Below are 26,629 nucleotides of genomic sequence, written 5' to 3' on the forward strand. Positions count from 1 at the left end.
ATTTACATTATGGTGCTTTATGTCTTTTACTTACTGCTTTACTTTTTCTGCCGTAGAAATGTCGGTGCGTTATGGTGACAACACCAGCAACGACGACATCATCAGTTGTTATGTGCATCTGGGTTTAGAGCGTGCCAAGCAACTTAAAGATATGGTTGCCGTGCGCAATGCCCATATGCGAGTACTCAACACTCTCATAGATACTATGTGTGATCACTGTCTCGCCAGCGTTTGGCGTAAACAGTGTTATCGCTATATAAAACGTTTATTACCCCTTGTATACGAAATATTAGACCGGCGCCAGTACCTTCAAAAAATTCGAGAAATTCAAATTTTATATAGTTATTGCTTCGAACAAGCGTCAGTTTCAAAGCAATCAAATAAAATGGAATTTTCAACCCTACCCAACGTGAAAAAGCAGCCTTAGATCACCAATCTTGAAGAGGAGTCTGTCATGACTGAATACAAATATATCTGCACTAAACATAGATTTTGGGTTGATGAAAACCCAAAGGACGCATTCGAAAGCATCCAAAAAATGACAAAATTAGCCGAACAGTTATTACAAAAGAATCAACCCAATCAAGCCATCCCCTATTTAGGCACCGCCTATGAAACCGCACAAATAATATTCGATAACCGCTTAGAGTCTCCGCAACTCACCACCAGTTTAACTTCATCGGCGATTATGCTGGCCCACGCCTATGCCGCGACAAATCAACTTAACGCTGCGAATATCCTACTCAAACATTTGAATACCAAAATGAAATGTGCGATTGAATGCGCTTATGGTTACACCACTAAGGTCGCTTTTTTTGAGCATTGTTCAAGAGCAATAACCGAAGCCAAAAACGACATAATGTTAGCGTCGACAATACCAACTTTGAAACCCAATCAATATTCACAATTGCATTGAAAACGATTTTAGTTTTTCACATAACCCGACACACAAGTTGATTCGAACTATTACCATTACTGATAACGATAAGTAGATTTAGCATGAAAAAGCTTCAATCTCCTTTACTTTACTAATGGCAATTTCACTTACCGCTTGTTTAGACCGTGGCGCACAAGGCTTTGCAGCTGTAGATGGTGCATAGGGCACCAACGGAGTTGCTGGAATCAGCACTGTTATTACACTTAATGATGTAGTGATCACAAATGCAAATATTACTTTTGCGGCTTATGCTGACTCGTTAATGTCAGCACAAACTATGCGCAACGAGATAGTGAATTTTATAACCACCCCTTCAGAGACAAATTTCAGCAATGCCAACCTAAAAAGTTGTAATTGGACGAGGTGATAATTACAGTCACCCCGTTTAGTCGGTTAGGTATTACAATCCCTCTACAACAAAGTGATGACTTGTTGAACCCGCTGTACGCGCTTTTAAATGTGGTAGGTAGTCGGGATCACTCATAAAAGCTTTGGCACTTTGAATTGATGGCCATTCGATTATTACCCGCATAGCCGGGTTTTCACCTTGACCTTCAAGACGTTCATGGTTAGAAGTACGTGCAATGTATTTTCCACCGTGTCTAGCCACTATGCTGCTCGTTTGAGCAACATAATCCTCGACCCAATCATTACAGTTTGGGGTGACATCCAATACCGAATACGCAGTCATCTCTTTCTCCAACTACTTAATATCAATAACCACTTTGCCCATGCCTTGACCACTTGCAAGACGGTCGTGAGCTTGACCTGCAACTTCTAAACTAAAGCTTTGTTCGTCTAGAACAGGTCGCAGTGCCCCTGCCTCTGCGATTTCAGTTAACTTACTAAGGATTTCGGCGTGAGCTGCTCGTTTGTAGTTGTGCAACATAGGGATCAACATGAACACAACGTGTAACGAAAGCCCTTTAAAATGTGCAACACTTAAATCAATTTCCACTAATGATACTGTTGAACTTACTTGACCATTTAAGGCAGCGGCGTTGAATGAATTAGTCATGTTTTCACCACCAACCGAATCAAATACCACGTCGAAACCTGTACCACCTGTATGTTTATTCACATAGTCTTCAACCGTTTCAGTTTTGTAATTGATACTTTTCGCACCTAATTTTTCAATTAGTGCGGTTTGTTTCTCACCGCCCCCGGTAGCAAATACATTAGCTTCCATATGTTTAGCCAGCTGTATCGCAATATGGCCTACACCACCTGAGCCACCATGAACTAAAACATTCTGACCTTTGCTGGTATTGGCACGTATCAAACCTTCATAGGCAGTGATCCCTACTAATGGAATCGCTGCGGCTTCACGCATAGTTAAGTTTTTGGCTTTCTTAGCGATTAAATTGACGTCCGCTACAATATATTCTGCCAAGGTACCAGGCAATTCGGCTAATCCACCGGCGCAACCATATACTTCATCACCCACTGAATATTGTGTTACACCTTCACCAATGGCTTCGATTGTTCCAGCAAAGTCCATACCTAAAACGGCTGGAAAAGGTGGGGCAAAAGGTAATTCAGCGCCCATTTGACGAATCATAGTATCTACAGTATTCACACTGCTCGCTTCAATACTCACTAAAACGTGGCCTGCTTTTACTTGCGGTTTGGATATATCCGCTAACTCAAAAACCTCTGAACCACCAAAACTCTTTATGACCATTGCTTTCATCACTATTCCTCAATTGATTTATTTGTGTGATTTAATGGAGTCAGTATATTTATTAATTAGTAGTTTGATAATAAACTACAAAGTAGAATCACTTTATAGATTACGTTGATAATCATGAATATCGAACACCTGAAACTGTTTATCAGAATTGCCACTACCCACAACATTAGCTTAGCTGGAAGCGAATTAAGGTTGTCACCAGCTGTCGCCAGTGCCCATATCAATAAATTGGAAGATGGCTTAGGGGTGCGTTTAATTCATCGCACCACCAGAAAAGTATCACTTACCGAAGAGGGCAAGGCTTTTCTTCCTTACGCAGAAGATGTGATATCTAGTGTTGAAGCAGCCCGAACCTCTGTCGGGGCCGGTAATTTTTTACCAATAGGGACTTTACGAGTCGCTGCACCTGCGTCTTTTGGGCGTATGCATATTTTGCCAGCACTGACTGACTTTTTAGCGCTGTATCCAGATCTCAATGTGGATTTAAAGCTCTCAGATACCATAGTGGATTTAGTTGAAGGTGGCTTTGATATTGCGATCCGCAATTCGCAATTAAAGGATTCTAGTTTAATTGCTCGAAAGTTAGCTCCTGATACCCGTATCCTGTGTGCGTCGCCAGATTATTTAAAGAAAAATCCCGCCCCCGTTACACCTCAAGACTTAAACTCCCATCAATGTATTACATTAATGGGATTAGACGATTGGGCATTTCAAACACCCAAAGGACAAGTTCACATTAAAGCGAAAGGCAATTTCAGAACTGACAACGGAGAAGCGGTACGCGACGCATGTATAAATGGCTTAGGTATTACCATCAACTCCCGCTGGAGTATTTATAATCACCTAAAAAATGGTGAATTGGTGCAAATTCTCGAAGATTACCCGCTCATTAGCCACGCCGATATTTGGGCTGTGTATCCTAGTTCTAGATTGTTAGCGCCTAAAGTGAGAGCCTTCATCGATTATTTTACTGAACACTTCGGTGATAATCCCTATTGGGAATAAAAACGACTTGAGTTAACGTTTTCTTGTTTATTCTAACGATACAGAAAACGGTTTTTATTGCGCTAAACCACAAGACCAACCATAGTTCTTTGACAGCAAAAGCGGCTCACCCTGTCGCAAAGCGCGGCCTAGACACCTTACAGGGTTAAATACTTCGAGGCTGGTGATTTTCTAGGGTATGTGAAAAATAGGCCGGCTACCGTAATCTAAACACTCCGATATCTTCTTGTGGATCATTCGATGACGACCGGCCCTTATGCTAATTTTTATTTTCCGCGATCTGAACACTGCCATTATCTGTCTCAATGAAATGATCAAGAATGATAAAATCATAGGCGCTGTTATCTCTGGAGTATCTAGGTTTACAATGAATCAGCACTAAAATATCTTGTGTTGTGGGCGCACCTAAACACTTTCCACTGGCTTCATTTTTAATTTTTCCTGACGTGGTTATTTTCCAAGTATCGTTGCCGTCCCTGCGACATGGTTCATAAGATAACGTTTTTTTGCCTCTTCCTTTATGTCCAGAAGTTGACAAACACTTCGTCTGATTGTGATTATAAATCACCATTTGTTGCTCGAGCTCCGAAGACCCGGGGGAAAACAAACCAAGTTGCATTTGCAGGCTAAGGCTATTTGACTGCGCAGCAGAACTAGTATTGCAGCACAATGCGGTAAGCATAAGCGTTATAAACAATGATCCTTTTATATTCTGTTTTCTCTTTAGCCACTCCAAAACAACAAGGGGGTTTATCATTAAAGAACTATTCATAGTCAGCACTCTTTTTTGTAAATGAGTCACTACTCTAAAACTTTGCGTCACGATAAAAGAGCGGCTATTTTCACTACTTAAAGGCTTATTTGGACATTTTAGAAGAATGTCTAAATTACCCCTTAAAATGTCTATTTACCCACTTGGTTATGAGATACGTTAGTGTAATGATATAAGTTTGGAATAGGGGTTTTGCTAAACATGAATATAGCGATTTTAGTGACTGATAGATGCCAAGCATCTAGCATTCACTTAACCTTAGATTTATTGATTGCGGCAAACTATATTGCCAAAGATAATTTTGGCTCTGATATTAGTGTGTTCAATATTGAGTTGGTGGGCATAAAGAAAAAAGCGCAAGCATATAATCAAACTTTTATTGATGGTATTAAACCTATTAATCTGACAACTAGACCAGATATCTTAATTATACCTAGTGTATTCGAAGCAATAATCGACGAAGAAAACGCGCTTAATTGTATGCGTCACCACACCACTGTTGTTGCAACAATAAAAGCGTGGCACAACAAAGGAACACTTTTAGCCAGTGCTTGTACTGGCAGTTTTCTACTAGCAAATTCCGGATTGATGGGAGGAAGGGAGTTAACTTGTCACTGGGCTTCTTCTGCACTTGCGACTAAACTATTTCCCGCAGAATCCTTTCAAACTAATAAGTTACTCATAGATCATGGGGATATCATCAGTGCTGGCGGTTCCTCAGCCATTGCCCAGTTAATTCTGTATATCATGTCACGTGAGTACAGTCGTGAACTAGCCTTGATAACTGCCAAGATCATGTTAATTGAAGTAAATTTTGAAGGACAAAGCCGCTTCGCTATTTTTCGGCCAACCCATGACCATAATGATCCTCTAGTATTGGCACTTCAGGAACAACTTGAATCAAAGGTCAATAGCCCTTTCGATCTCACATTGTTTGCCAAGCAACAGGCTTTGAGCGAAAAACAAGTGGTACGACGTTTTAAAAAGATAACCGGTGAAACCCCTTTGTCGTATTTACAAAAGGTGCGCATTGAAAATGTAAAAATGGCATTAGAATCCGGAGCTAAATCCCTAAACAAAACGATTTGGGATGTGGGTTATGAAGACACCACTTCTTTCAGACGTTTATTCAAGAAAAATACTGGATTAACCATGCAAGAATACCGCAGTAGGTTTTCAACCTTGTATGCCTGAGTAATCCATTATTCTTATGAGCGTCTTGAATAAACACGAATATCAAAATCCGTTGTAAATTTTTCTAGGTTATCCACTAACTTTTGTTTTTTCTCTGCGGTTGCCGACCAATAATAAGGTGTCATCATTAACAAGTTTTCCCTTTGTTGTGATTCAGTCAAGTGCATAACAAAACTAAGGTTTTTCCGCTCGATTTCTACAAACCCTAGAGGAGTGAGTTGCTCTGTTTTGTGTTCGACTGGTTTATCGTATAAAGCCTGTTTAAATTCAATCAAGTGATTTGCCGCTGGGTTAACTGTTATCCACATTCCATTGTCTTTTAACACTCGGTGGATCTCTTGTTCACTACTAGGTGCAAAAATTTGAAGTATTGTGTCCTGACTAGCGTTTAGCAGCGGCAATTGAAAGGTACTGGCTACTGCAAAATGATTACTTGAATACTGCTTCGCGGCTTTTTGGACAGCAAATTTTGAAATATCCAAACCGCTAAAGCACACTCGAAAATTAGTTTGCTCGCAAGACTGACTGACTTGGTCCATGTAATAACCTTCACCACAACCAGCGTCAAAAAAATTCACTTCGGATTGATCTTTAAGGCCTAAAAGGTACTGCTTAAAAATTGTTGCAATAGCATCAGCTAGTGGTTGGTAAAAACCTTGCTCTAAAAAAGCCCTTCGACCATTAACCATCTCTTTATTGTCACCAGGCTGTTTACTGTTTTTATGTTGAGCTAGCAACAAATTAACGTAACCTTCCTTTGCCACATCAAAACTATGACCATTAATACAGGACCAAACTTTATTTTTAAGCAACAACACATTTGAACAGCCGGGACATTTCCACAAAGACATAAATTGTTTGTAAACCTTGTTTAGATTGAAACAGTCATTGGATTAAATTGTACCATCATCATAGACTTGTTAATTGCTTTGTTATTAACTGAAGTTTTATTTCATTACATCGAGATACATGAGATTGTTTACGCTAGAACAACCATCTCCAAGGAGCCAATACATGCGCGCATTATTTTTAATCTGTTTACTGCTAGCCACCCAATCCGTTTTAGCCCAAGCGGGCTATTTCCGTTATCCAGACATACACGAGGATACAGTGGTTTTTACGGCTGAAGGTGATTTGTGGAAAATAACACTCACAGACAAATACGCGAAGCGCTTAACCACACATCCAGCAGAAGAAAAACAAGCCAGCATTTCTCCCGACGGTAATTGGGTCGCCTTTGTAGCAAATTATAGCGGTACACCAGAGGTCCATGTCATGCCTATCCAAGGAGGCATTGCCAAGCGTGTTACTTTTGAAAACGTAGCAGTAAGAATGCAAGGCTGGAGCACTGATTCAAAAATATTGTACAGCTACAATGGTCGTGTCGGCCCCACTGGGAATTGGACCTTAAAACAAGTTGACCCGACCACCTTAATCACCACAACTATTCCTTTGGCCGATGCTGTACAAGGCAGTATTTCCGCCGACAACACCTTGTATTTTGCCCAGTTTGGCTTACAAATTTCTTCAGACAATGCACGAGCATATCAGGGTGGCGCTAAAGGAGAATTATGGAAATACAGCCTAGGTTCAACTAAAGAAGCCACGCAACTTACCAGTAAACACCAAGGGTCTGCACATACACCTATGATAGCGGGCAAACGTTTATATTTTATTAGTAACCAAAGTGGAGTCGATAACATTTGGTCAATGAAATTAAATGGTAGAGATCAGCAACAACATACTCAATACCAAGATTGGGAAGTCAGAAATGCGCGCCTCAAAGACGAAAAAATTATTTACCAATTAGGAGCAGACATCAAGATTTTTGATATAAGCAGCGAAGCAAGCAAAGTAGTAGATATCGCGCTTACTTCAGACTTTCCAGAATTAAGAGAGCATTGGGTGAATAATCCATTAAAAAACCTCAGCTCTGCCAAACAAGCTGGAGAGGCTAAAAAAGTCGTATTAACCGCTCGCGGACGAGTGGCCATCGCCGCCACAGATGGTACTAGATTAGTTGAAATCGCCACCCCAAAAGATTCGCGAACCCGCAAAGCAATATTAAGTCACGATAAGCAATCAATTTATGCACTTAACGATAGCAGTGGTGAAATGGAAATTTGGCAATACCCAGCTGACGGTTTACCTGGTGGTGAGCAATTAACCTTTGATGGCAACATTTTTCGCTGGGATCTGTACTTGTCTCCTGATGGAAAATCTATCGCCCACGATGACAAAAATGGCGACCTATGGCTATTAGACTTGGCCACTAAAGCGAATAACAAGATATTATCAAACAGTGACAATATGTCTGCAATTGGCTCATTAACTTGGTCAAGTGATAGTCAACTTATTGCCGTTACCTACAACGGGATCAAAGCCGAACGCAGCCAAATATTATTGATAGATACGCTAGATAATTCGCAGCAAACACTGACAAGTGAAAAATATGAGTCATTTTCTCCGGTCTTCTCTAACGACTCAAATTGGTTGTATTTTTTATCTAATCGTCATTTTGCCAGTTATCCCAACTCCCCTTGGGGAGACAGAAATATGGGTGCCAGCTTCGATAGAAAAACCGAAATCTTTGCAATTGCTTTAAAATCAGACGCTAAATTTGCATTCCAGCCTCCGAGTGAACTTGATGGATTAGAAAAGTCCAAAGACGAAGCACCAGCCAGCAACGAAAAAGACCAAGCGGAAGATGTTTCCTCTGAAGGCGAATCATCAGAAGATTCATCTGCAAATGGCTCGCCTACAAAAGAGCCCGCCAAAGTAACGGTCGATTGGGCCAACATCAGCGACAGATTATGGCAAGTGCCTGTTGCGTCTGGGAATTACTCCAAATTGTTGGCCAACAAGAAATTTCTGTACGTGTTGGACAGAATCACTGAACCCAAAGCGCAACCAGGTTTAAAATCAATAGCGATACAACCCAATACTCAACCCAAGACATTTTTAGGCGCCGTTCAATCTTTTAGTTTGTCTAACGACGGTAAAACATTGTTCATACAAAAGTCTGGCAGCAAAAAAGAGATGTATTTAGTACCTGCAGGAGCCAAGTTTTCAAGCACCGCTAAAAACACCCGTGTGAACACTTCTGATTGGAAGTTACGGGTCAACCCTCAGCAAGAATGGCAGCAAATTTTTCATGATGCTTGGTTAATGCATCGCGACTCGCTATTTGATAAAACCATGCGTGGATTAGATTGGACGGCGGTGAAACAAAAATATCAACCATTACTATCACGCTTAACAGATCGTCACGAATTGAACGATATATTCAAACAAATGATGGGCGAACTAAATACCTTACACTCCCAAGTACGTGGTGGAGATGTACCAGCTGATAATAATATGGCCAAAGCAGCCACCTTAGGGGCGCAATACTCTCAAGGCGCACAAGGCGTAACAATTAAACGTATTTACCGCAACGATCCTGAACTTGTTAACCGCATGTCACCATTGGCTAAGCCTGGTGTGAATGCCGAAGAAGGCGACACCATAGTTGCTATCAACGGTCTCACTATTCAAACCATTCCAGATATTGCTAAGGCCTTACAAAATCAAGCGGGCAAACAAGTGTTACTCACCCTAAAAAGAGCGGGAAACCGCATCAGTACTATAGCTAAGCCCAGCTCAGCACGAGACGATTATTACAATCGTTATTTCGATTGGGTCACTCAAAATCAACAAAAAGTGCATAAAGCAGATACTGAGCTAGGCTATTTACATCTTCGCGCTATGGGCTCGGGTGATGTCGCCACTTTTGCTAGAGAGTTTTATGCTCAATATAAAAAGCAGGGACTAATCATTGATGTGAGACGCAATAATGGTGGAAATGTCGATAGTTGGATTTTGGAAAAGTTACTTAAAAGAGCATGGTCATTTTGGCAAGTTCAAAATGGGGAACCAGTAACCAACATGCAACAAACCTTCAGAGGGCATTTAGTGGTGCTGGCAGACCAATATACTTATTCAGATGGCGAAACTTTTACGGCCGGCATTAAAGCCCTGAAATTAGGGACTGTGATTGGTAAACAAACTGCTGGCGCAGGGGTGTGGTTAACAGGTCGTAATCGGCAAACTGACGGAGGTATGGCTAGGGTGGCTGAACTTCCAGTGTATGCAATGGACGGGCGATGGATCACTGAAGGTAAAGGTATTTCACCGGATATCGAAGTAACCAATTTACCCCATGCTACTTTTAATCGGCAAGACGCACAGTTGCAGGCGGCAATTAAATTATTAAAGAAAAAAATTGCCAGAGATCCTATCAAACCTTTGAAAGCCAAAGACTTTCCTAAGGTTAATGTAGCGGCTGATGACATAATCGACTAACAATCCGCCGAATTCGAATTACTGTGTGCTTCGTGCCATATGCAAAGTGCAAAATTGAAGTTAACTAAGAGGAAAAACGTCATGTTGATACGAGTCTCAGTTCTGGTACTACTTTTATTTTGCACTCATAGCTTTGCTAGCCAGTGCAACAGTAGCCAAGTAAAATTACAAGTGTTGGGCTCTGGGGGTCCAGAACTTGACGATGGACGTAACTCCAGTGGTTATTTAATATGGTATCAGAATAAAGCCCGCGTATTGATAGACGCAGGGCCAGGCTCAAGTATTGAGTATGGCAAAAGTGGCGCGGAGTTTGCCGATTTACAAGGCATGCTATTAACCCACTTACATGTAGATCACAGTGCCGATTTAGCCGCCTATATTAAAGGTAGTTATTTTACTTCAAGAAACACTAACCTCGAACTCTTTGGTCCAGCTGCCAACAATCTTATGCCGGCAACGAGTGAGTATCTACAACGCTTAATGGGTGACAAAGGAGCATTTGCGTACTTAAAAGAATATGTCAATAAACGTGATGAAGCTGATTACAAAGTAATCGCTACTGATGTTCCTCTTGTTAGAGGGCAAACTTTCCAATACTCACTGTCAGATGAAATCACTGCTAAAGCAACCTTCGTACATCACGGCCCCGTCGCCGCAGTGGCTTGGCGTGTTGAATTGGCAGGTTGCAGCATTGTGTTTTCAGGAGATATGAGCAATCAATTTGAGGTACTTGATGATATCGCCAGCGAGGCTGATTTATTAGTTGCCAGTAACGCCGTACCCGACAATGCATCTGGTGCTGCAATCAACTTACATATGACGCCTTCAACAATTGCCCTAATTGCTAAACACGCGCAAGTCAAACAACTGCTGTTATCGCACTTTATGAAACGTACGTTATCGATTCAAAATGAGACCTTAGGCATTATCCGCGCTAAATACCCAGGCCCAATTAAACTTGCGACTGACGGTTTAGTGGTTAGTCTGTAAATTGTGCAATTAATCTGTCGGTTATCGCCTTTAACCCTTTGCCTTTATTGTTGATTTTCCAGGCTAAAAAAGAGGCAGAACTGTTTTTTTGTTGAATACTTAAAGGCAAAAGCTCTGCGGATTCAAGGTAACCTTGGATCCGATGTTTAGGGAGGTTTCCAATACCTATTCCGGCCAAAATTGCGTGGATTTTTTGATCCATATTCTGCACATAAAACATCTGGCCATCACTGCTTAATCCTTCGCTGCGAGTTATGCCACTATAAGAAGTATCGTGTATGACTATGCGTCTTAGTTGTGACATGACATTGTCGATATTTTTTATGTCTTGCAACTGATACGTCAGCGGATGTTTGGCTGCTATTACGGGTAGCAACTCCACCTGACCAATAGCAACCGATCTGTAACCTTGCAGCGATGGCACTGGCCCAGGAGAGCCTACCAACAAGTCAACCCTGCCCTGTTCCAATGCCTCCCAACCACCATTTAGAACACATTCGCAGATATCAATTTCAACCGTTGGAAATTCAGATAGAAAATCATTGATGACCTGAAAAAAATCATCGTAAGACTGCAATGATTCAATACCAATACTGATACGTGGCTCCCACCCAGTCGCCACTTCTTTAGCTTTATCTGCCAATCTGCGCGTAGTCTGCAAGATTTCGCGGCCTTCGGCTAAGATCAAACGCCCTGCTGGTGTTAAAACTGAGCGTCTCCCCAAACGCTGAAACAGTGAAATTTCGAGTTGTTCCTCAAGCTTTTGAACGGCGTAAGACACCGCAGACGTTGCCTTATTAAGCTCTTCAGCTGCTTTGGCAAAACTTCCGCGCCGCTCGATTGCATCGATGGTTTCAAGTACTTCCATACTGATTGGGTTCTTGGCCATAAGTCACCTCTCAACTGTTCTAAAAATTAGAACATATTAAACACATATACCCTCTTATTCCAATTTTTCAATTCGGTAAACTAACGGCATCAATTACTTAAACATCTTATTGGGGCAACAAAATGAAGGCTTTAATCAATACATTAGTCACTACAAAACTAGGTTTAGATACCTTACCCCTTCGCGTAGGAGCGGGAGTGATATTTACCGCACATGGCGCCCAAAAGTTATTTGCTTGGTTTGGCGGTTATGGTTTAGAAGGTACAGCAGGCTGGATGGAATCCATTGGACTCGCTCCTGGGACCTTAATGGCTATCTTGGCGGGTAGTGCGGAGTTTTTTGGTGGTTTGTTATTAATAGCCGGTCTTTTAGTGCGACCGACTTCGCTAGTTTTAGCCATAACCATGTTAGTTGCCATTGTAACAGTACACCTACAAAACGGCTTATTTATGGCCAATGGTGGATACGAATTTGCGTTAGCTTTATTAGTTATCACAGTGGGCTTAGCAGTACGAGGCGCCGGAAGTTTAAGCCTAGACAAGCTATTACAAAACAAACTTGCGAATCAATAATTTCAACTTATTTGGAGAAAATCATGAGCGTATTACATATAGACAGCAGTGCCCGCATAGAGGGTTCGAATACCCGTATTATTGGGCAATACCTAGTTGATGCATTAAACACTGAAGTGGTGCATCGCGACTTAGCTATAAATCCATTACCACCCATTAGTGCCCAAGATTTAATGGGAGTGCATGGCTCATCAGATGACAATCGAGATAGTTTGAATACCCACTTAGCGATATCAGAACAACTGATACAAGAACTACGCGACGCCGATACTTTGGTGATTGGTGCGCCTATGTATAACTTTGGTATTGCTGCATCCTTAAAACATTGGATTGATGCAATTTGTCGAGCAGGCGTAAGTTTTAAATATACTGAACAAGGCCCAGTTGGATTATTAAATATTAAGCGCGTTTTTATCATTACTGGCACAGGTGGCACACCTGTAGGCAGCAATATGGATTTTGCTAGTGGTTACTTAGCACATATATTTGGTTTTTTAGGTGTCAAAGACATCTTCCAAATTGATGCCAGTGGTTCAAAAGGCTCACCGCAGCAAATCATCGATTCAGGTAAACAACAAGTCGATGAATTATTGTCAGCTGCACACGCCACTGAAGCTGTAGCAGTAGCATAATGGGCTTGTTACAACAGGGAAAATGGGTCGACAAGTGGTACGACACCAAAACAAGTGACGGCGAATTTCGCCGTCAAGACAGCCGCTTTAGAAGTTGGCTAACTCCTTATGGTGAAGCAGGTTCAAGTGGTGAGCAAGGTTTTAAGGCTGAAAAAGGCCGTTATCATTTGTATGTGTCGTTAGCATGCCCATGGGCACATCGCACTCTGATTTTTCGCGAATTAAAAGGGCTACAAGATTACATCGATGTGACTGTGGTCGCCCCCATTATGCTCGAAAACGGTTGGGAGCTTAAGGATCCGCTATACGGTTTTGACTACCTCTACCAATTGTACCTAAAAGCAGATCCAAGTTATGAAGGCAGAGTAACGGTGCCGGTTCTTTGGGATAAACATACACAAACCATTGTCAGTAACGAGTCGGCTGACATTATCCGTATGTTTAATACTGCCTTTGATCACTTAACGGGCATTACAAGCGATTATTATCCAGTGGAACGACAAGAGACCATAAACACTGTTAATAAACGGGTTTATGACAGTATCAACAATGGCGTTTATTTATGTGGTTTCGCTACCACTCAGCAAGCCTACGAAAGGGCCTTTAATGCTTTGTTCGCATCACTTGATTGGGTAGAAGGCATTTTGTCTAAGCAGCGCTACTTAACAGGTGCGCAACTTACCGAAGCAGACTGGCGGTTATTCACCACCCTCATTCGTTTTGATGCCGTTTATTTTGGACATTTTAAAACTAATCGACAACAAATCGCTGACTATCCTGCCATGAGCAAATATTTGCGTGAACTATTTCAGGTTAAAGGCATAGCAGACACAGTGAATTTTGAGCATATCAAAACGCACTACTACGCCAGCCATCTAACTATCAATCCAACAGGAATAATACCTGTCGGGCCATTGCAAGATTTTATGCAAGCTCATAATAGAGAAAAACTGTAAAAAGCCGTGCTTTTACATACCTTCTAGCCCAGCAAGAAAACGCTCTGGGCTAAGTGTGATAAATTACAACATGCTGGAATTTCATTAGAAGCGTCTATTATTTAAATGGTGGTACCACGAAATCTGGTCAACTCCATTGGCTTGGACACCTTATTAATTACTCAAGTGCTTCTGAACTGGATTGGTTTATCACAACCAAATTTATTGCCCTATCAAATTTCCTCAAACGAGTTCTAATCGATTTTTTTGATTCATTGGTTCTGTATTAAGAATTATAAATTTTCTCACAATCACTCTATTCTTGTTTCCAGTTTAAAACACTACCTTGAATATCAGGTCACTTAAGAATTTAGAGCGACTGATGTTCCAACTTTAACTAAGAGGATATAACAATGGCTTTAATCAATACTGCAATCAAACCTTTCACAGCAAATGCATTTAGAAATGGCGAGTTCATCGAAGTAAACAGTGATGAGATCAAAGGCAAATGGGCGGTATTTTTCTTCTACCCTGCTGACTTCACTTTTGTTTGTCCAACAGAACTAGGTGACCTAGCTGACAAATATGAAGAGCTTCAGTCTCGCGGTGTAGAAGTATTTTCTGTTTCTACTGATACTCACTTCACCCATAAAGCATGGCATGACACATCAGACACTATTGGTAAAATCAACTACACCATGATTGGTGACCCAACGGGTGAAATAACGCGCAACTTCGATTGTATGCGTGAAACTATGGGCCTAGCTGACCGTGCAACATTTATCGTTGATCCAGAAGGCATTATCCAAGCAATGGAAATCACTGCTGAAGGTATTGGCCGTGATGCTGACGACTTAGTACGTAAAATCAAAGCAGCACAATATGTTGCCTCTCACCCAGGTGAAGTATGTCCAGCTAAATGGAAAGAAGGCGAAGCAACCCTTGCCCCATCTTTAGACCTAGTAGGTAAAATCTAAGCAAAACTAGCGGTACATCTGTGCGGGTGATTGGACCCGCACAACTCCCTGGTATCAAATAAGGCAGAATTATCATGTTAACTCAAGAAATTTTACAAGCATTGAAAGGCTACACAGCGTCAATGGAGAAAAACGTAAAGTTTGTCATCCAGACTGGTGACCACAGTAAACGAGATGAGCTCGTAACCTTCCTGTCGGATATTGCAGGGGTTAGCGACAAACTTTCAGTAGAACAGCGCGACACAACAGGTGTGTTACGCAGTGCAATCAGTTTTTTATTAGAAGCCGATGGCGAAGACACAGGGGTCCGCTTTTCAGGTATTCCTGGAGGTCACGAATTTAACTCTTTGGTGCTGGCAATATTGCATGCATCAGGAACAGAATTAAAACTAGACGACAGCGTCAAAAGCATCGTTAAAGGGGTCACTCAGCCTCTCAAATTTGAAGTATTTATCAGCTTAAGCTGTCATAACTGCCCAGAAGTCGTTCAGGCACTCAACCAATTTGCGTTACTCAACCCTCTCATTAGTAGTGAGATGATTGACGGCGGCTTGTATCCCGAAGTCATCAAAACTCGAGATATCCAAGGTGTACCTAGTGTGTACCTAAACGGCGAATTGTTTGCAAATGGTAAAGTGGATGCCTCCACTCTTATCGACAAATTATTAGAACTACAACCCGAATTAAAAAATGCCAATGCTGGCGCGTCTCTGCCTACACAAGATGTAACGGTCATAGGGGCAGGACCTGCCGGAGTGAGTGCAGCCATTTATGCTGCGCGAAAAGGGTTAAAAGTGACTATAGTCGCAGATCGTTTTGGTGGTCAGGTAAAAGACACTATGGGTATCGAAAACTTAATATCAGTACCTAAAACCACTGGTCCTGAATTGGTTAATAACCTACAGGCTCATATGCAAGATTATGACATTACCTTAAAAGAGCATGTGCGTGTCGATGAAATTAAGTCAGGCAACATTAAAACATTGACCTTATCTTCAGGCGAAACCATTGAAACCAAAACTTTAATAGTGGCCACCGGTGCGCGCTGGAGAGAACTAGGTGTGCCAGGTGAAAAAGAAAATGTCGGTAACGGTGTGGCTTACTGCCCACACTGTGATGGCCCCTTCTTTAAAGGCAAAGACGTAGCTGTTATAGGTGGCGGAAACTCAGGTATAGAAGCGGCGTTAGATTTAGCAGGTATTGTTAAGTCAGTCACTGTGTTCGAATTTTTGCCCGAACTTAAAGCCGACCAAGTATTAGTGAAGCAAGCTGAAAAACGTGAAAACATCACTATATTGAAAAACGTCGCCACTAAACAAATTACCGCTGAGAATGGCAAGGTCAATGGGATCGAATATATCGACCGCGCTACAGATGAAGTGAATAACCAAGTCTTATCAGGAGTATTTGTACAAATTGGTTTAGTACCCAATAGTCAATTCTTGAAAGGAGTAGTGGGTTTAACTCAATACGGTGAAGTGGAAATAGACACCAAGTGCAACACTTCAGAGCCAGGCATTTTTGCCTGTGGTGATGTGACAACAGTGCCATACAAACAAATAGTGGTCTCTATGGGTGAAGGTGCCAAAGCATCATTAGCTGCGTTTGAGTATTTATTGAGTCGTGAAGATAGTGAGCAAGTACAAACCGAACAGGCCGCTTAGAAAGTAAACTAGGTAACAAAAACCCGCTTCAATTTTTGAGGCGGGTTAATTCTTAGTTTTTAGGTGACACTTCAAAAGTTAAGTTAATTTGCTAAAATCCACTTTTGGTAAAGATTCGAAACCAGGTTTAGCAAACAGGTATCCCTGCATTAATTCTACACCCGCATTTTTTAACCAATGCATTTCCTCTATTGTCTCAATCCCTTCTGCCAATGGCGTAACATTGAGATCACGTAGCAAATTCAAACAATTTTTTACAATATACTGACGAGGTTTGTCTTGGTTAATATTGCGAATAAGATCCATATCAAATTTTATGATACAAGTCTGAAAATCAGCTAATAAACCCAATCCAGCATAACCCGACCCAAAATCATCGATTGCAGTTTTAAATCCCAACTTTTCGTAATACTCAACGATGCGTTTGACAACCGATACATCGTCAAACTTTTCAACCTCGGTAAATTCAAACATGATCCTATCGGTTGGAAAATTGTACTTTTTAGCGGCTTCAAAGGTTGTTCGAATACAACGTTCTGGTTGGTAAATAGCTTTGGGAAGGAAGTTAATACTGAGCATTGATTGTAGTTTTAACTCAGCCGCCAAAGAAATTGCCTTAACTCGACAGAGTTGATCGAATAGGTATCGATTATCATCATTCACTTGGGAAATTATCGAATATGCTGACTCATTATTCAGCCCCCTAACCAAGGCCTCATAACCGAATATTTGCTTGGTCTGGCAGTTAATAATAGGCTGAAAAGCCATAGTAAAATCAAATTCTAACTTGCCTTTATCAGCGCATCGTTCACATGAAAATCTATCAAAAACAATGGATTCTTGTTGCATTTTACTTCCCTAATAAATACTGGCAAATATTAACCAACCCCAAAACTAAATTGCAACCTCAATCATCAATATAAGCTAAAGTTCTACGGTAGCATAGACAACTTTTCTTTCAACCGATGTTAAACCACTCAGTAAAAGCGACAACGTTATGATAGAGAAAAGATTCGTTCTTTTTTTCATGGGGTAACCTGAGTAAGTTGACTCTCGACAATTTTCGACAATAGATAGTGGGTAATTACCTTATTCATTGCGACCTAAAGAGCCTTCTATAAATAGCACCGTTTAAACCACTTTACGCACTTTGTTCACCAGTTCAAGACATCCAGAATTTAAGAATGGTTCCCCATATCAATTGCCGTAGGGAGTCACCAACTAAATCACCACTTACGAAACTAGCAACTAAAACATGGATAAAAACTTTGCAAAAGCAATTTAAGCCATGCACAGTTATTAAAGTGAGAATTAAAAAAGGCGAGGAAGCGCTCTATCATAATCGATTGCTGCGCAGCTTAGTTAACGAACAAAAGGATTTAAACATAGTGCCAGTAGAAGAAATTGGAATTGGAATATTTGCAGCAATAGCTAGATTCGTTGCCTGGTTTGCCATCGAGATATTTTTTCAAGCAATATGCTGGGGGATTGGTTGGGTCGTACTCAAAACAATCACATTTGGTAAATATCCAAATAAAGATTCAAACCACGAGATTGTTTGTGCCGTGGGTTTGTTTTTATTGGTGACGTCAGCGGTAATTGTAACTATTTATACGAACTAAATGTATTAATCCTCTATCCTAGGGTGACATAAAAAAGCACTCACTAAACCAGCAGGTGCTTACAAAATTACCCAATCTTATGGCAACAAAAGCCTAAACTCTAGTACCACCATCAAGTTCCAAAGTTCTGCCTGTAAAATAATCATTTTCAAAGATAAACTTGGCTGCATGGGCGAGTTCTTCAACATCGGCTAAGCGTTGTGCGGGGATGCTTTTTATAAACATCTCGCGCATTTCAGGGCGCATTTGTGCGGCCATAGCAGTTTCAACTAAACCCGGCGCGATGCAGCCGGTACGAATTCCAAAACGTCCCAATTCTTTGGCCCAAGATACTGTCATGGTGGCTACCGCAGCTTTGGAAGCAGAGTAATTAGTTTGCCCCATGTTTCCTGCCCGTGAAACCGATGAAATATTGATAATGACACCTTTACTTTTGGTTTCAACCATTTGTGCTGCGGCTTCACGACTACACAAAAAAGTGCCTGTGACATTGACGTCCAATACCGATTGAAATTGTTGTAGTGGCATTTTATCTACCACTTTGCCTTCCTTTACCTTTAACAACATGCCGTCGCGCATAATGCCCGCGCTGTTAATTAAGCCGTTGATTTGACCAAAGTCTGCGGCTATTTTTGCAAAGGTTTCTTCCACTTGTTTTTCGTCGGTCACATTCACTGCGTAACCACTGGCTTTGACGCCAAGCTTTTCGATTTCACTGGCCGCCGCTTCAACCGCTTCTGCCTGCATATCTAGCAAGGCAATATGTGCGCCTTGTTTAGCAAATTCTACGGCCATTGCTTTGCCCAAACCTTGGGCTGCTCCGGTGATGACTATGACTTGATTTTTTAGATTCATTACTGCTTCTCTTGCTTGGAAAATAAATTAAAAATACTGGAAAAATCCAGATGTCCGTTACCTTGCTGACTGTGGATAGTATACAAACTTTGCGCAAGCGCTCCCATAGGAGTGGAAGACTGGCTTTTAAGGCCAGTATCCATTGCCAAGCCTAAGTCTTTTTTCATCAAATCCACCATAAAACCTCCTTGATAATCATTTGAGGAGGGAACATTAGGCATCACATCCGGGCAGGGATTGTACAATTCTAACGTCCAGTTACGCCCTGAACTTTGCAACATGATATCCGACATTACTTTAGGATCTAGGCCGTTATCAATCGCCATTTGTAGAGCTTCTGAGGTGCCTAACATCAACACAGACAACAACATGTTATTGCATATTTTCGCGACTTGACCGGCTCCGTGATCACCGGCGTGAAAAATATTTTTCCCCATAGCCTGTAAAACAGGCAGTGCACTTGCGTAATCTTGAGGTTTACCGCCCACTATAAATGTCAGTGTACCTGCTGTTGCACCTGCTACTCCACCAGATACCGGCGCATCAATAAAACGGATGTGATTTTCTGCTAAATTAGCGGCAACCATTTTTGAAGTGGCGGCGTCTATGGTGCTTGAATCAATGACTAAGGCGTCTTTTTTGAGATGATTGATTAGCCCATTTTCGCCAATATATAGCGATTCAACGTGTTTGCCTGCAGGTAACATTGACACCACTAAATCGGCACCTTGCACTACGTCAATTGCGGTCTTGGCTTGTGTGGCTCCGGCTTGTTGTAATTTGTCCATGGCGGTTTGTACTAGGTCAAATACTGCAACGGTAAAACCGGCTCTTAATAAGTTATGGGCCATGGGGGCCCCCATATTACCTAAACCAATAAAGGCTATTTTAGCATTTTTATTTTGCATTCTACTCTCCCTCAGTTTGCGCTTAGTTGGGCTAAAGGATGCGCGCCCAATGGCCAAAGTGTGGCAAAAAAACTATCAACCGTGGCCTGTGGTACTTGCTCTACCGACTTATAACGCCAGTTAGGTTGATTGTCTTTATCAATCATCAAGGCTCTAACTCCTTCTTGAAATTCACCAAATTCGCCACATTGGCATGACATGCCTAATTCCATTTGAAAACATTCGGCTAAGCTCATGTCTTTGCCTCTTTGCAATTGTTCAAATACCAAATGCGCGGTAATAGGAGATCCGGCTCGTAAGGTACTTTGTGCTTTGTTTAACCATTTATTATCCTCGGCACTCAGAGACAATATGTATTCAACGGCTGTTGTCACATCAGCCTGTTCAGCCAAGTTGGTTAGCCACTCTTGATGGTTGTGCAAATTTCCTTGGGGTAATTGCCCAATATGTAAGGAATGAAACTCATCACAAATACTCGCAAGTGTTTGTTGCAATAGGTCTTGTTGCCAATTTGCAGATAACAGCCTGGCAAATAATGTGGCCTTTGCTGCATGAGGAACAAAGTAGTCAGCTAAATTGCTATACAATGCATCGTTAGCATTAATGCTGGCACCGGTGAGTCCTAGAAATAACCCACAACCTGCTGGCATAGCGTTTAAAAAGTAACTGCCACCTACATCTGGATATAATCCAATGCTGATTTCCGGCATAGCAATTCGCGATGTTTCAGTGACTATGCGATGGCTGCCACCACTCATCAAACCCAGTCCCCCCCCCATTACAATGCCATTACCCCAAACTAAGATTGGCTTACTCAACTTATGGATCAAATAATCAAGCTGGTATTCTTCAGTGAAAAACTCTTGCAAGGCCAATTGTTCAGCTTCATCTGAGTTTGTTTCACCCGATTGTGCGGCTTGCATAGACTTGTACATAGACACAATGTCGCCACCAGCGCAAAACGCTCTTTCACCACTTCCATCTAAAAACACCATGGCAATCTTGGGATCCTGTTGCCATTTTTGAAGTTGAGGCGTCAGTAGCCTAATCATTGATAAATCTAACGCATTAAGGGCAGCAGGTTTGGTCAGGGTGGCATGGCCAATTTTAAATCCATTCTCTGTGATTAATTCATCAAAAATGACCACTGCATTTTCACTAGACATAATGTTCCTTACTTAGCTGAGAGGAGTTATAGAACGCTTTAAAGAATGTCACCGGCGTTTTCTGCCAATAAACGTCTACCAATGATCATGCGCATGATTTCATTAGTGCCTTCTAATATTTGATGAACGCGCACATCACGTACATATCTTTCTAAAGGATATTCTTTTATGTAGCCGTAACCACCATGAATTTGTAAAGCTTCGTTACACACATTAAAACCTACATCAGTAGCAAAACGTTTCGCCATGGCACAATAGGCACTGGCTTCAGAATTTTGGTTATCGAGTTTAAAGGCGGCCAATCTCACCATTTGCCTAGCAGCTACGAGCTCGGTGGCCATGTCTGCGAGTTTAAATTGCAAAGCCTGAAACGCCGCCAAGGGTTTCCCAAATTGAGTACGTTCTTGCATATAGTTTTTAGCCGTGTCTAATGCCATTTGCGCCGTACCTAAGGAGCAAGTAGCAATATTGATACGACCGCCGTCTAAACCTTTCATGGCAAAAGTAAACCCTTGGCCTTCTTCACCTAACAAAGCGTCAGCAGATATTCTGACATTGTCAAAGGTAATCAAACGTGTAGGCTGAGCATTCCAACCCATTTTCTCTTCTGCTTTTCCGTAGATTACGCCTTGGGCATTAGCAGGCACCACAAAAGCTGAAATGCCTTTTGGTCCCGCTTCTCCGGTACGTGCCATGACAACCAAAACGTCAGTTTCGCCGGCTCCAGAGATAAACATTTTTGAACCATTTAAAACATATTCGTCACCTTGCTTCTTAGCCGTACTGCGCATCGCGGCGGCATCAGACCCTGAGCCAGGTTCGGTTAAACAATAAGAAACCAGTTTTTCACCTGTGACTAAGCTAGGACACCACTGCTGTTTGATAACTTTGGTACCCCAAGTAGCTACCATCCAAGTTGCCATGTTGTGAATAGTCATCATAGCCGTTGTAGCCGTGCACCCCTTGGATAGCTGTTCAAAAATAATCGATGAATCTAAACGACTTAAGCCCATGCCCCCGTCCACTTCTGGGGTATATAAACTACAAAAGCCTAATTCTCCGGCTCTTTGAATCACCTCTTTAGGGAAAATATGTTGTTGATCCCACATAGCGGCGTTCGGTGCGAGCTCTTGCTCTGCAAATTGTTTCGCGGTTTCAGCGAAAGCAAGTTGATCTTCAGTTAAATCAAAATTCATAACGTCACCTATTTCAACGAGATAGTCATATTGGGTCCTGACGCAATGTCGTCTTCAAACCATCTAGCAGTAACCGTTTTGGTTTCGGTATAAAAGCGGACCGCTTGTTTGCCGTAGGCATGTAAATCGCCATAGAACGAATTTTTCCATCCAGTAAAAGAGAAAAATGGCAAAGGCACCGGAATAGGGACATTAATGCCGACTTGGCCGACCTCAATTTCGTGTTGGTACTTTCGTGCTGCGCCCCCGCTTGAGGTGAATATAGATGTACCGTTTCCATACGGATTGCGATTAACTAAGGCAATGGCTTGTTCCAATGTATCGACTGACATACAACATAACACTGGACCAAATATTTCTTGTTGGTAAATCACCATATCCTCAGTGACGTCAGAAAATACTGTTGGACCAACCCAGTTGCCATCTTGGTAGCCTTGCTTAGCAATATCAAAACCTGAACCATCCACTAAACAAGTCGCTCCTTCATCTTTCCCTTGCTGAATAAGCGACAATACCCGTTGTTTAGCTTGTGGGCTGATTAAAGGGCCATAACCAGCTGCTTTATCGTTCCATAACCCGGGCTGCACGTCTTTTAGTAATTCCGCTAGTTCAGCAATCCATTCTTTAGTGTCACCCACAAAAACGGCCACCGATATTGCCATACAGCGCTGTCCTGCAGCACCGACTGAGGCGCCCACTAAATTATTTAGCACTTGCTGTTTATTGGCATCTGGCATGATCACCGAATGGTTTTTTGCGCCAGCAAAACACTGAGCACGCTTCATGTTATCCGTGGCTGTTTTATAAATGTGCTGACCAACCGGCACCGAGCCTACAAATGATACCGCTCTGATTTGTGGATCTACCAGCAGTTTGTTGACCTGGTCTTTACCACCGTGGACGACGTTTAACACACCTTTGGGTGCACCGGCTTCAACAAAAAGCTCGGCAAGTTTCATGGGGGTTAAAGGATCTTGCTCGGAAGGTTTTAAAATAAAAGTGTTACCGCAAGCTACTGCCATTGGAAACATCCACAATGGGATCATTGCCGGGAAATTAAAAGGCGTAATGCCTAAACACACGCCTAAAGGTTGAATATAGCTGTAAGTATCTATGCCACGGGCCACGTTCTCTGCCGTCTCACCCATCATCATTGCAGGAATATTCATCGCCTGTTCGACAACTTCAATGCCGCGCCAAACATCCCCTTTGGCATCATCGAAGGTTTTTCCAGTTTCACTGCTCAAAAGTGTCGCAATTTCATCATGATGTTCTTTTAGAAGTTGCTGGTAACGCATCATCACTCTGGCTCGCTCTGACGCTGGAACTTCTTTCCATGATTCAAACGCAGCTTTAGCGCTTGCCACCGCCAATGCTAATTCTGCATCTGTGTTGCAAGGTAACTCTGCAATTTGCTTATTATTCGCAGGATCAGTCACTGCTATAGTTTGTGACGAAGGTGAAACAGTAAATTCACCGTTAATTAAAGATGGAACACGTTGCATAAAAGCGTCTCGTTAGTTCAGATTTCCAGAGGTTAACAAAAATTTACCTTTACGTTAACGTAAACCAAACAATTTAGTTCGCAGTTAGTGTTTCGTTAGATGTACAGCATTAAATACCCTGATAGAGAACGCTATAAGTAATGCGATAAAAAATTGATTATTTTTATTTGTTGTGGCTGCTATGCTGCTAATCATGTGTAGAAAATTAATCCGTTCATATGTCACTTTCTAAAGTTAAAGTCGCCGTTGTGGAAGACAATGGCATGGCGCGTACTAACATCCGTAACCATTTATTGGACATGGGATTTACGCAAATTAGCTGTTTTAGTAATGGCCGAGAATTAAAAAATAATTTAAAAAATCAGCGTTTAGATCTTTTGTTGATGGACTTTCATCTTGGACAAAATAAAAACGGCGTAGAAGTAGTACAAGATTTACAAAAGATTAAAAAAATCACCCATTCCACTTGTGTCATGTTTATTACCTCAGACCGTTTACCTTTGATCATAGGGCAGATTGTTGATGTGCATCCAGAAGCGCTTCTGGTTAAACCCTATACAATACGTAATTTGGTTAAAAACATTTCTAACTGCCTTGCCTTACACCAATACTTAATGCCTGTGTTTGAAATGATGGATGAAGACAACTATCCACAAGCCTTGGTGCTTTTAGATCTTTTAATTAAAGAGAACGAACACCCTAAAAAAAGAAGTGCATTGACCAAATTGCGCGCCAGGTTATTAACTAAGTTAGGCCACTACAAGGAAGCGGCAGATCTATATCGAACGATTTTGCAGCACTCAGACAAAGTCATTTGGGCCAAATGGGGCTTGATTCAAAATTTGTTTTTGGATGGCCATGTTGAGGAAAGTGAAACCTTATTACGAGAACTCACTGAGTCAGAATTAACCAATGACAAAGCGTGCGAATGGCTAGCCCGAATTAGCGTGAGTAATAATCAATACAATAAAGCTGAAAATTACATGCATAAGATCCGTGAAGGTGAACTATCGATTCCAGCTGCTCGCTTAAAGGCTTATATCTATCAAGCGCAAGAAAGAGGCAACGAAGCCATCAGCTTGCTAGAAAAGAAACGCGAATCTAATCGCTCTATACGCGAACGTTATGATGAAATATCGTTAGATTTGGCTAGATGTTACATTGGTGAAGCCGAACTAAGATCAAAATCCCAGCGCACTTCAGACTTACAAGTTGCCAAATTTTTAATCGGAGCCGCTGGTAGAAAACTCTCTGATCCAAGTTTAACGGTCAGAAAAGATTATATGTTCGCGATGATCGCATTTATGGAGGGTAATGTAGAAAAAGCCAATGAAATACTGACTCGGCCGGGCATGAGTGAATTAGAAGATGCTGAAATATCCACCATTACCGACGCAGTGCAAGCGTGGCGAAACTCAGGTGATACCGATAAAGCCAAAGAGTTTTTAAAACTAAGCCAAAAGAAATTAAGGGAAATAGAAGACGGTAACGAAAAAACAGTCTCGGGCATGCTGGTGTCTAAGGGTGAAGATGCAATTGGAGAAAAACGACCTCAAGCCCTTGAGTTTAATAAAGTGGGTTTACAAAAATACACCAGAAAAGATTATCAGGGTGCAACTGACGACTTCTATCAGGCCTATTTGTTGTTTCCTCGAGAACTTGCCTTCAGTCTCAATTTGTTGCAGGGTTTAGTGGATGCAGAATTACAATCCTACAAGAAGGTTCACACCTTAGAGTTTTTGGCCGAACTGCAAAACAGAGAACTAAATGAAGGTAATAAAAAACGATTAGATGAAATTGTAAGTCGTATCGCAAAGAAAAAAGATATCTATTATACAGCCTCGGAAGATGCACAACAAAATGATGGCGAAGACAATGATCGCGCGACATAAAGCAACACAAACATTGGGCTGTTTCCTATTCAAAGCGCAAAGCTATATTTTATTTACTGGGTTCATATATTGTTGGTGTTTTACATTACAGGCGCAGCAACAAAAAATCGAAAAAAAAAGTGAACAACCAAAACTGTACTTCGATAAAGGAGAACAAGGTGGATGGGTACCTTTTAGAACAGGAGCAGAAACTGGTCGCCCCGGTGTATTAATCGAGTTAACACAGGCCATGCAAGAGTATTCTGAAATTGAATTTATCCCTGTTGACTTGCCCGCCAAGCGAGCCGAAAAAGCCCTTAAAGACGGTATAGTTGATTTCGACTTTGTATGTTTAGAATGGTTAAAAGATGGCGAGCCAGGAGAGAACTATGTGACCACAGAGTCTTTTTTTGAAATAAACGAATACTTAATTACTCTTAAAAAAAATACTCATTTGTTTGCCACTAGAGAATCAATATTTGGTAAACCTGTTGGCACTATTGCTGGTTATTTCTATTTTGATGATCAACATTTTATTCGTACAGATTTTCTTAATGAAAGTCGGCTAATGTTAGGTTTAAAACGCGATCGCTTCAAAGTCGTTATTATGGAACGAGAAACCGCAAAACATTGGGCAAAACTTAATCAAACAGAAATTGGTTTTGCTGCCCTGCACTCTTCTGGAAACTTACTTATGAGAGTGCGAAAAGAAAACCAACATTTAATTCCTAAATTGAACCAAACAATTACGGCATTAAAATCTTCTGGAAAGTTAAAACAGATTTTGCAGAGTCACGGTGTTGAATCTGAAATTACCGAATCTATTCTGGAATACCCCAGATTATAAGAAGATATTGCAACACTGGTAGATAATACTTTGCCCCTATAACATCTACTTTATT

At 41.5% G+C, this 26,629-nt stretch carries 25 protein-coding genes; 14 read left to right on the top strand and 11 right to left on the bottom strand.

The features are described from left to right. Positions 1 to 427: hypothetical protein (locus tag KO534_RS03785; protein WP_252731950.1), on the top strand; the 427-nt coding region annotated here is incomplete at its 5' end. A gap of 27 nt (positions 428 to 454) precedes the next feature. Continuing rightward, on the top strand, positions 455 to 916 hold the full coding sequence (locus KO534_RS03790; RefSeq protein WP_215927416.1) for a hypothetical protein: 462 nt from the start codon (positions 455 to 457) through the stop codon (positions 914 to 916). Positions 917 to 1,337: 421 nt separating this feature from the next. Here the strand turns inward: KO534_RS03790 and KO534_RS03795 are convergent, their stop codons facing one another. Both KO534_RS03795 and KO534_RS03800 read right to left on the bottom strand, forming a co-directional pair. Beyond that, the gene (locus KO534_RS03795) at positions 1,338 to 1,628 is read right to left on the bottom strand and encodes a DUF1330 domain-containing protein (RefSeq protein WP_215927418.1); all 291 of its coding nucleotides are present in this window, start codon (positions 1,626 to 1,628) and stop codon (positions 1,338 to 1,340) included. 12 nt (positions 1,629 to 1,640) lie between these two features. Further along, positions 1,641 to 2,630, bottom strand: coding sequence for a zinc-dependent alcohol dehydrogenase family protein (locus tag KO534_RS03800; RefSeq protein ID WP_215927420.1), 990 nt, complete (start codon positions 2,628 to 2,630; stop codon positions 1,641 to 1,643). 114 nt (positions 2,631 to 2,744) lie between these two features. On the opposite strand from KO534_RS03800, the gene KO534_RS03805 reads away from it, so the two are divergent. Next, the gene (locus KO534_RS03805) at positions 2,745 to 3,635 is read left to right on the top strand and encodes a LysR family transcriptional regulator (protein ID WP_215927422.1); all 891 of its coding nucleotides are present in this window, start codon (positions 2,745 to 2,747) and stop codon (positions 3,633 to 3,635) included. A 259-nt stretch (positions 3,636 to 3,894) separates the two neighbouring features. Here the strand turns inward: KO534_RS03805 and KO534_RS03810 are convergent, their stop codons facing one another. After that, positions 3,895 to 4,407 (bottom strand): ricin-type beta-trefoil lectin domain protein, encoded by a 513-nt coding sequence (locus KO534_RS03810; RefSeq protein ID WP_215927424.1) that lies wholly within the window; start codon positions 4,405 to 4,407, stop codon positions 3,895 to 3,897. A gap of 201 nt (positions 4,408 to 4,608) precedes the next feature. Between KO534_RS03810 and KO534_RS03815 the strand changes: the two genes are divergently transcribed. Next, entirely contained in the window at positions 4,609 to 5,601 is a 993-nt protein-coding gene (locus tag KO534_RS03815; RefSeq protein WP_215927426.1) for a GlxA family transcriptional regulator, read from the top strand. Between the two features lie 14 nt (positions 5,602 to 5,615). On the opposite strand, the gene KO534_RS03820 is transcribed toward KO534_RS03815, so the two are convergent. Then, entirely contained in the window at positions 5,616 to 6,452 is an 837-nt protein-coding gene (locus KO534_RS03820) for a putative RNA methyltransferase (RefSeq protein WP_215927428.1), read from the bottom strand. Between the two features lie 163 nt (positions 6,453 to 6,615). Here KO534_RS03820 and KO534_RS03825 point away from each other — a divergent pair, with 163 nt between their 5' ends. Beyond that, positions 6,616 to 9,945, top strand: coding sequence for a S41 family peptidase (locus tag KO534_RS03825; RefSeq protein WP_215927430.1), 3,330 nt, complete (start codon positions 6,616 to 6,618; stop codon positions 9,943 to 9,945). A gap of 81 nt (positions 9,946 to 10,026) precedes the next feature. After that, positions 10,027 to 10,935 (top strand): MBL fold metallo-hydrolase, encoded by a 909-nt coding sequence (locus KO534_RS03830; protein ID WP_215927432.1) that lies wholly within the window; start codon positions 10,027 to 10,029, stop codon positions 10,933 to 10,935. Here KO534_RS03830 and KO534_RS03835 read toward each other — a convergent pair. Beyond that, the gene (locus KO534_RS03835) at positions 10,925 to 11,824 is read right to left on the bottom strand and encodes a LysR family transcriptional regulator (RefSeq protein ID WP_215927434.1); all 900 of its coding nucleotides are present in this window, start codon (positions 11,822 to 11,824) and stop codon (positions 10,925 to 10,927) included. The two genes, KO534_RS03830 and KO534_RS03835, sit on opposite strands and share 11 nt — an antisense overlap. 122 nt (positions 11,825 to 11,946) lie before the next feature. On the opposite strand from KO534_RS03835, the gene KO534_RS03840 reads away from it, so the two are divergent. The 5 genes from KO534_RS03840 (at position 11,947) to ahpF (ending at position 16,604) form a co-directional block, all read left to right on the top strand. Continuing rightward, complete coding sequence (locus KO534_RS03840) at positions 11,947 to 12,396, top strand: DoxX family protein (protein WP_215927437.1); 450 nt, start codon at positions 11,947 to 11,949, stop codon at positions 12,394 to 12,396. Positions 12,397 to 12,419: 23 nt separating this feature from the next. Beyond that, complete coding sequence (locus tag KO534_RS03845) at positions 12,420 to 13,028, top strand: FMN-dependent NADH-azoreductase (protein ID WP_215927438.1); 609 nt, start codon at positions 12,420 to 12,422, stop codon at positions 13,026 to 13,028. Then, positions 13,028 to 13,984 (top strand): glutathione S-transferase family protein, encoded by a 957-nt coding sequence (locus tag KO534_RS03850; RefSeq protein WP_215927440.1) that lies wholly within the window; start codon positions 13,028 to 13,030, stop codon positions 13,982 to 13,984. Before KO534_RS03845 ends, KO534_RS03850 begins: the two co-directional genes overlap by 1 nt. 392 nt (positions 13,985 to 14,376) lie before the next feature. Next, entirely contained in the window at positions 14,377 to 14,940 is a 564-nt protein-coding gene (ahpC, locus tag KO534_RS03855) for an alkyl hydroperoxide reductase subunit C (protein ID WP_215927442.1), read from the top strand. Positions 14,941 to 15,014: 74 nt separating this feature from the next. Continuing rightward, a complete protein-coding gene (gene ahpF / locus KO534_RS03860; protein WP_215927444.1) occupies positions 15,015 to 16,604 on the top strand; it encodes an alkyl hydroperoxide reductase subunit F in 1,590 nt (529 codons plus the stop codon). A 78-nt stretch (positions 16,605 to 16,682) separates the two neighbouring features. Here the strand turns inward: ahpF and KO534_RS03865 are convergent, their stop codons facing one another. Next, positions 16,683 to 17,453 (bottom strand): EAL domain-containing protein, encoded by a 771-nt coding sequence (locus tag KO534_RS03865; RefSeq protein ID WP_215927446.1) that lies wholly within the window; start codon positions 17,451 to 17,453, stop codon positions 16,683 to 16,685. A gap of 419 nt (positions 17,454 to 17,872) precedes the next feature. On the opposite strand from KO534_RS03865, the gene KO534_RS03870 reads away from it, so the two are divergent. Continuing rightward, a complete protein-coding gene (locus tag KO534_RS03870; RefSeq protein WP_215927448.1) occupies positions 17,873 to 18,226 on the top strand; it encodes a hypothetical protein in 354 nt (117 codons plus the stop codon). A gap of 93 nt (positions 18,227 to 18,319) precedes the next feature. Here KO534_RS03870 and KO534_RS03875 read toward each other — a convergent pair whose 3' ends face one another. The 5 genes from KO534_RS03875 to KO534_RS03895 are packed head-to-tail and all read right to left on the bottom strand — an operon-like array spanning position 18,320 to position 23,856. Then, positions 18,320 to 19,081 carry an SDR family oxidoreductase gene (locus KO534_RS03875; protein ID WP_215927450.1) on the bottom strand — a complete coding sequence of 254 codons (762 nt, stop codon included), beginning with the start codon at positions 19,079 to 19,081 and terminating at the stop codon, positions 18,320 to 18,322. Continuing rightward, entirely contained in the window at positions 19,081 to 19,989 is a 909-nt protein-coding gene (mmsB, locus tag KO534_RS03880; protein ID WP_215927452.1) for a 3-hydroxyisobutyrate dehydrogenase, read from the bottom strand. Before mmsB ends, KO534_RS03875 begins: the two co-directional genes overlap by 1 nt. A gap of 11 nt (positions 19,990 to 20,000) precedes the next feature. Continuing rightward, positions 20,001 to 21,155 (bottom strand): enoyl-CoA hydratase/isomerase family protein, encoded by a 1,155-nt coding sequence (locus tag KO534_RS03885; protein ID WP_215927454.1) that lies wholly within the window; start codon positions 21,153 to 21,155, stop codon positions 20,001 to 20,003. Positions 21,156 to 21,193: 38 nt separating this feature from the next. Next, positions 21,194 to 22,351, bottom strand: coding sequence for an acyl-CoA dehydrogenase family protein (locus KO534_RS03890; protein WP_215927455.1), 1,158 nt, complete (start codon positions 22,349 to 22,351; stop codon positions 21,194 to 21,196). Between the two features lie 8 nt (positions 22,352 to 22,359). After that, the gene (locus KO534_RS03895; RefSeq protein ID WP_215927456.1) at positions 22,360 to 23,856 is read right to left on the bottom strand and encodes a CoA-acylating methylmalonate-semialdehyde dehydrogenase; all 1,497 of its coding nucleotides are present in this window, start codon (positions 23,854 to 23,856) and stop codon (positions 22,360 to 22,362) included. 218 nt (positions 23,857 to 24,074) lie between these two features. Here KO534_RS03895 and KO534_RS03900 point away from each other — a divergent pair, with 218 nt between their 5' ends. Together KO534_RS03900 and KO534_RS03905 are read left to right on the top strand one after the other, a co-directional pair. Continuing rightward, a complete protein-coding gene (locus KO534_RS03900) occupies positions 24,075 to 25,748 on the top strand; it encodes a response regulator (RefSeq protein ID WP_215927463.1) in 1,674 nt (557 codons plus the stop codon). Continuing rightward, positions 25,732 to 26,574 (top strand): substrate-binding periplasmic protein, encoded by an 843-nt coding sequence (locus tag KO534_RS03905; protein WP_215927465.1) that lies wholly within the window; start codon positions 25,732 to 25,734, stop codon positions 26,572 to 26,574. The genes KO534_RS03900 and KO534_RS03905 overlap by 17 nt, the downstream gene beginning before the upstream one ends. Positions 26,575 to 26,629 lie beyond the last annotated feature (55 nt).

Origin of the sequence: Paraglaciecola arctica (assembly GCF_018861065.1) — a bacterium.
Lineage (GTDB): Bacteria > Pseudomonadota > Gammaproteobacteria > Enterobacterales > Alteromonadaceae > Paraglaciecola > Paraglaciecola arctica_B.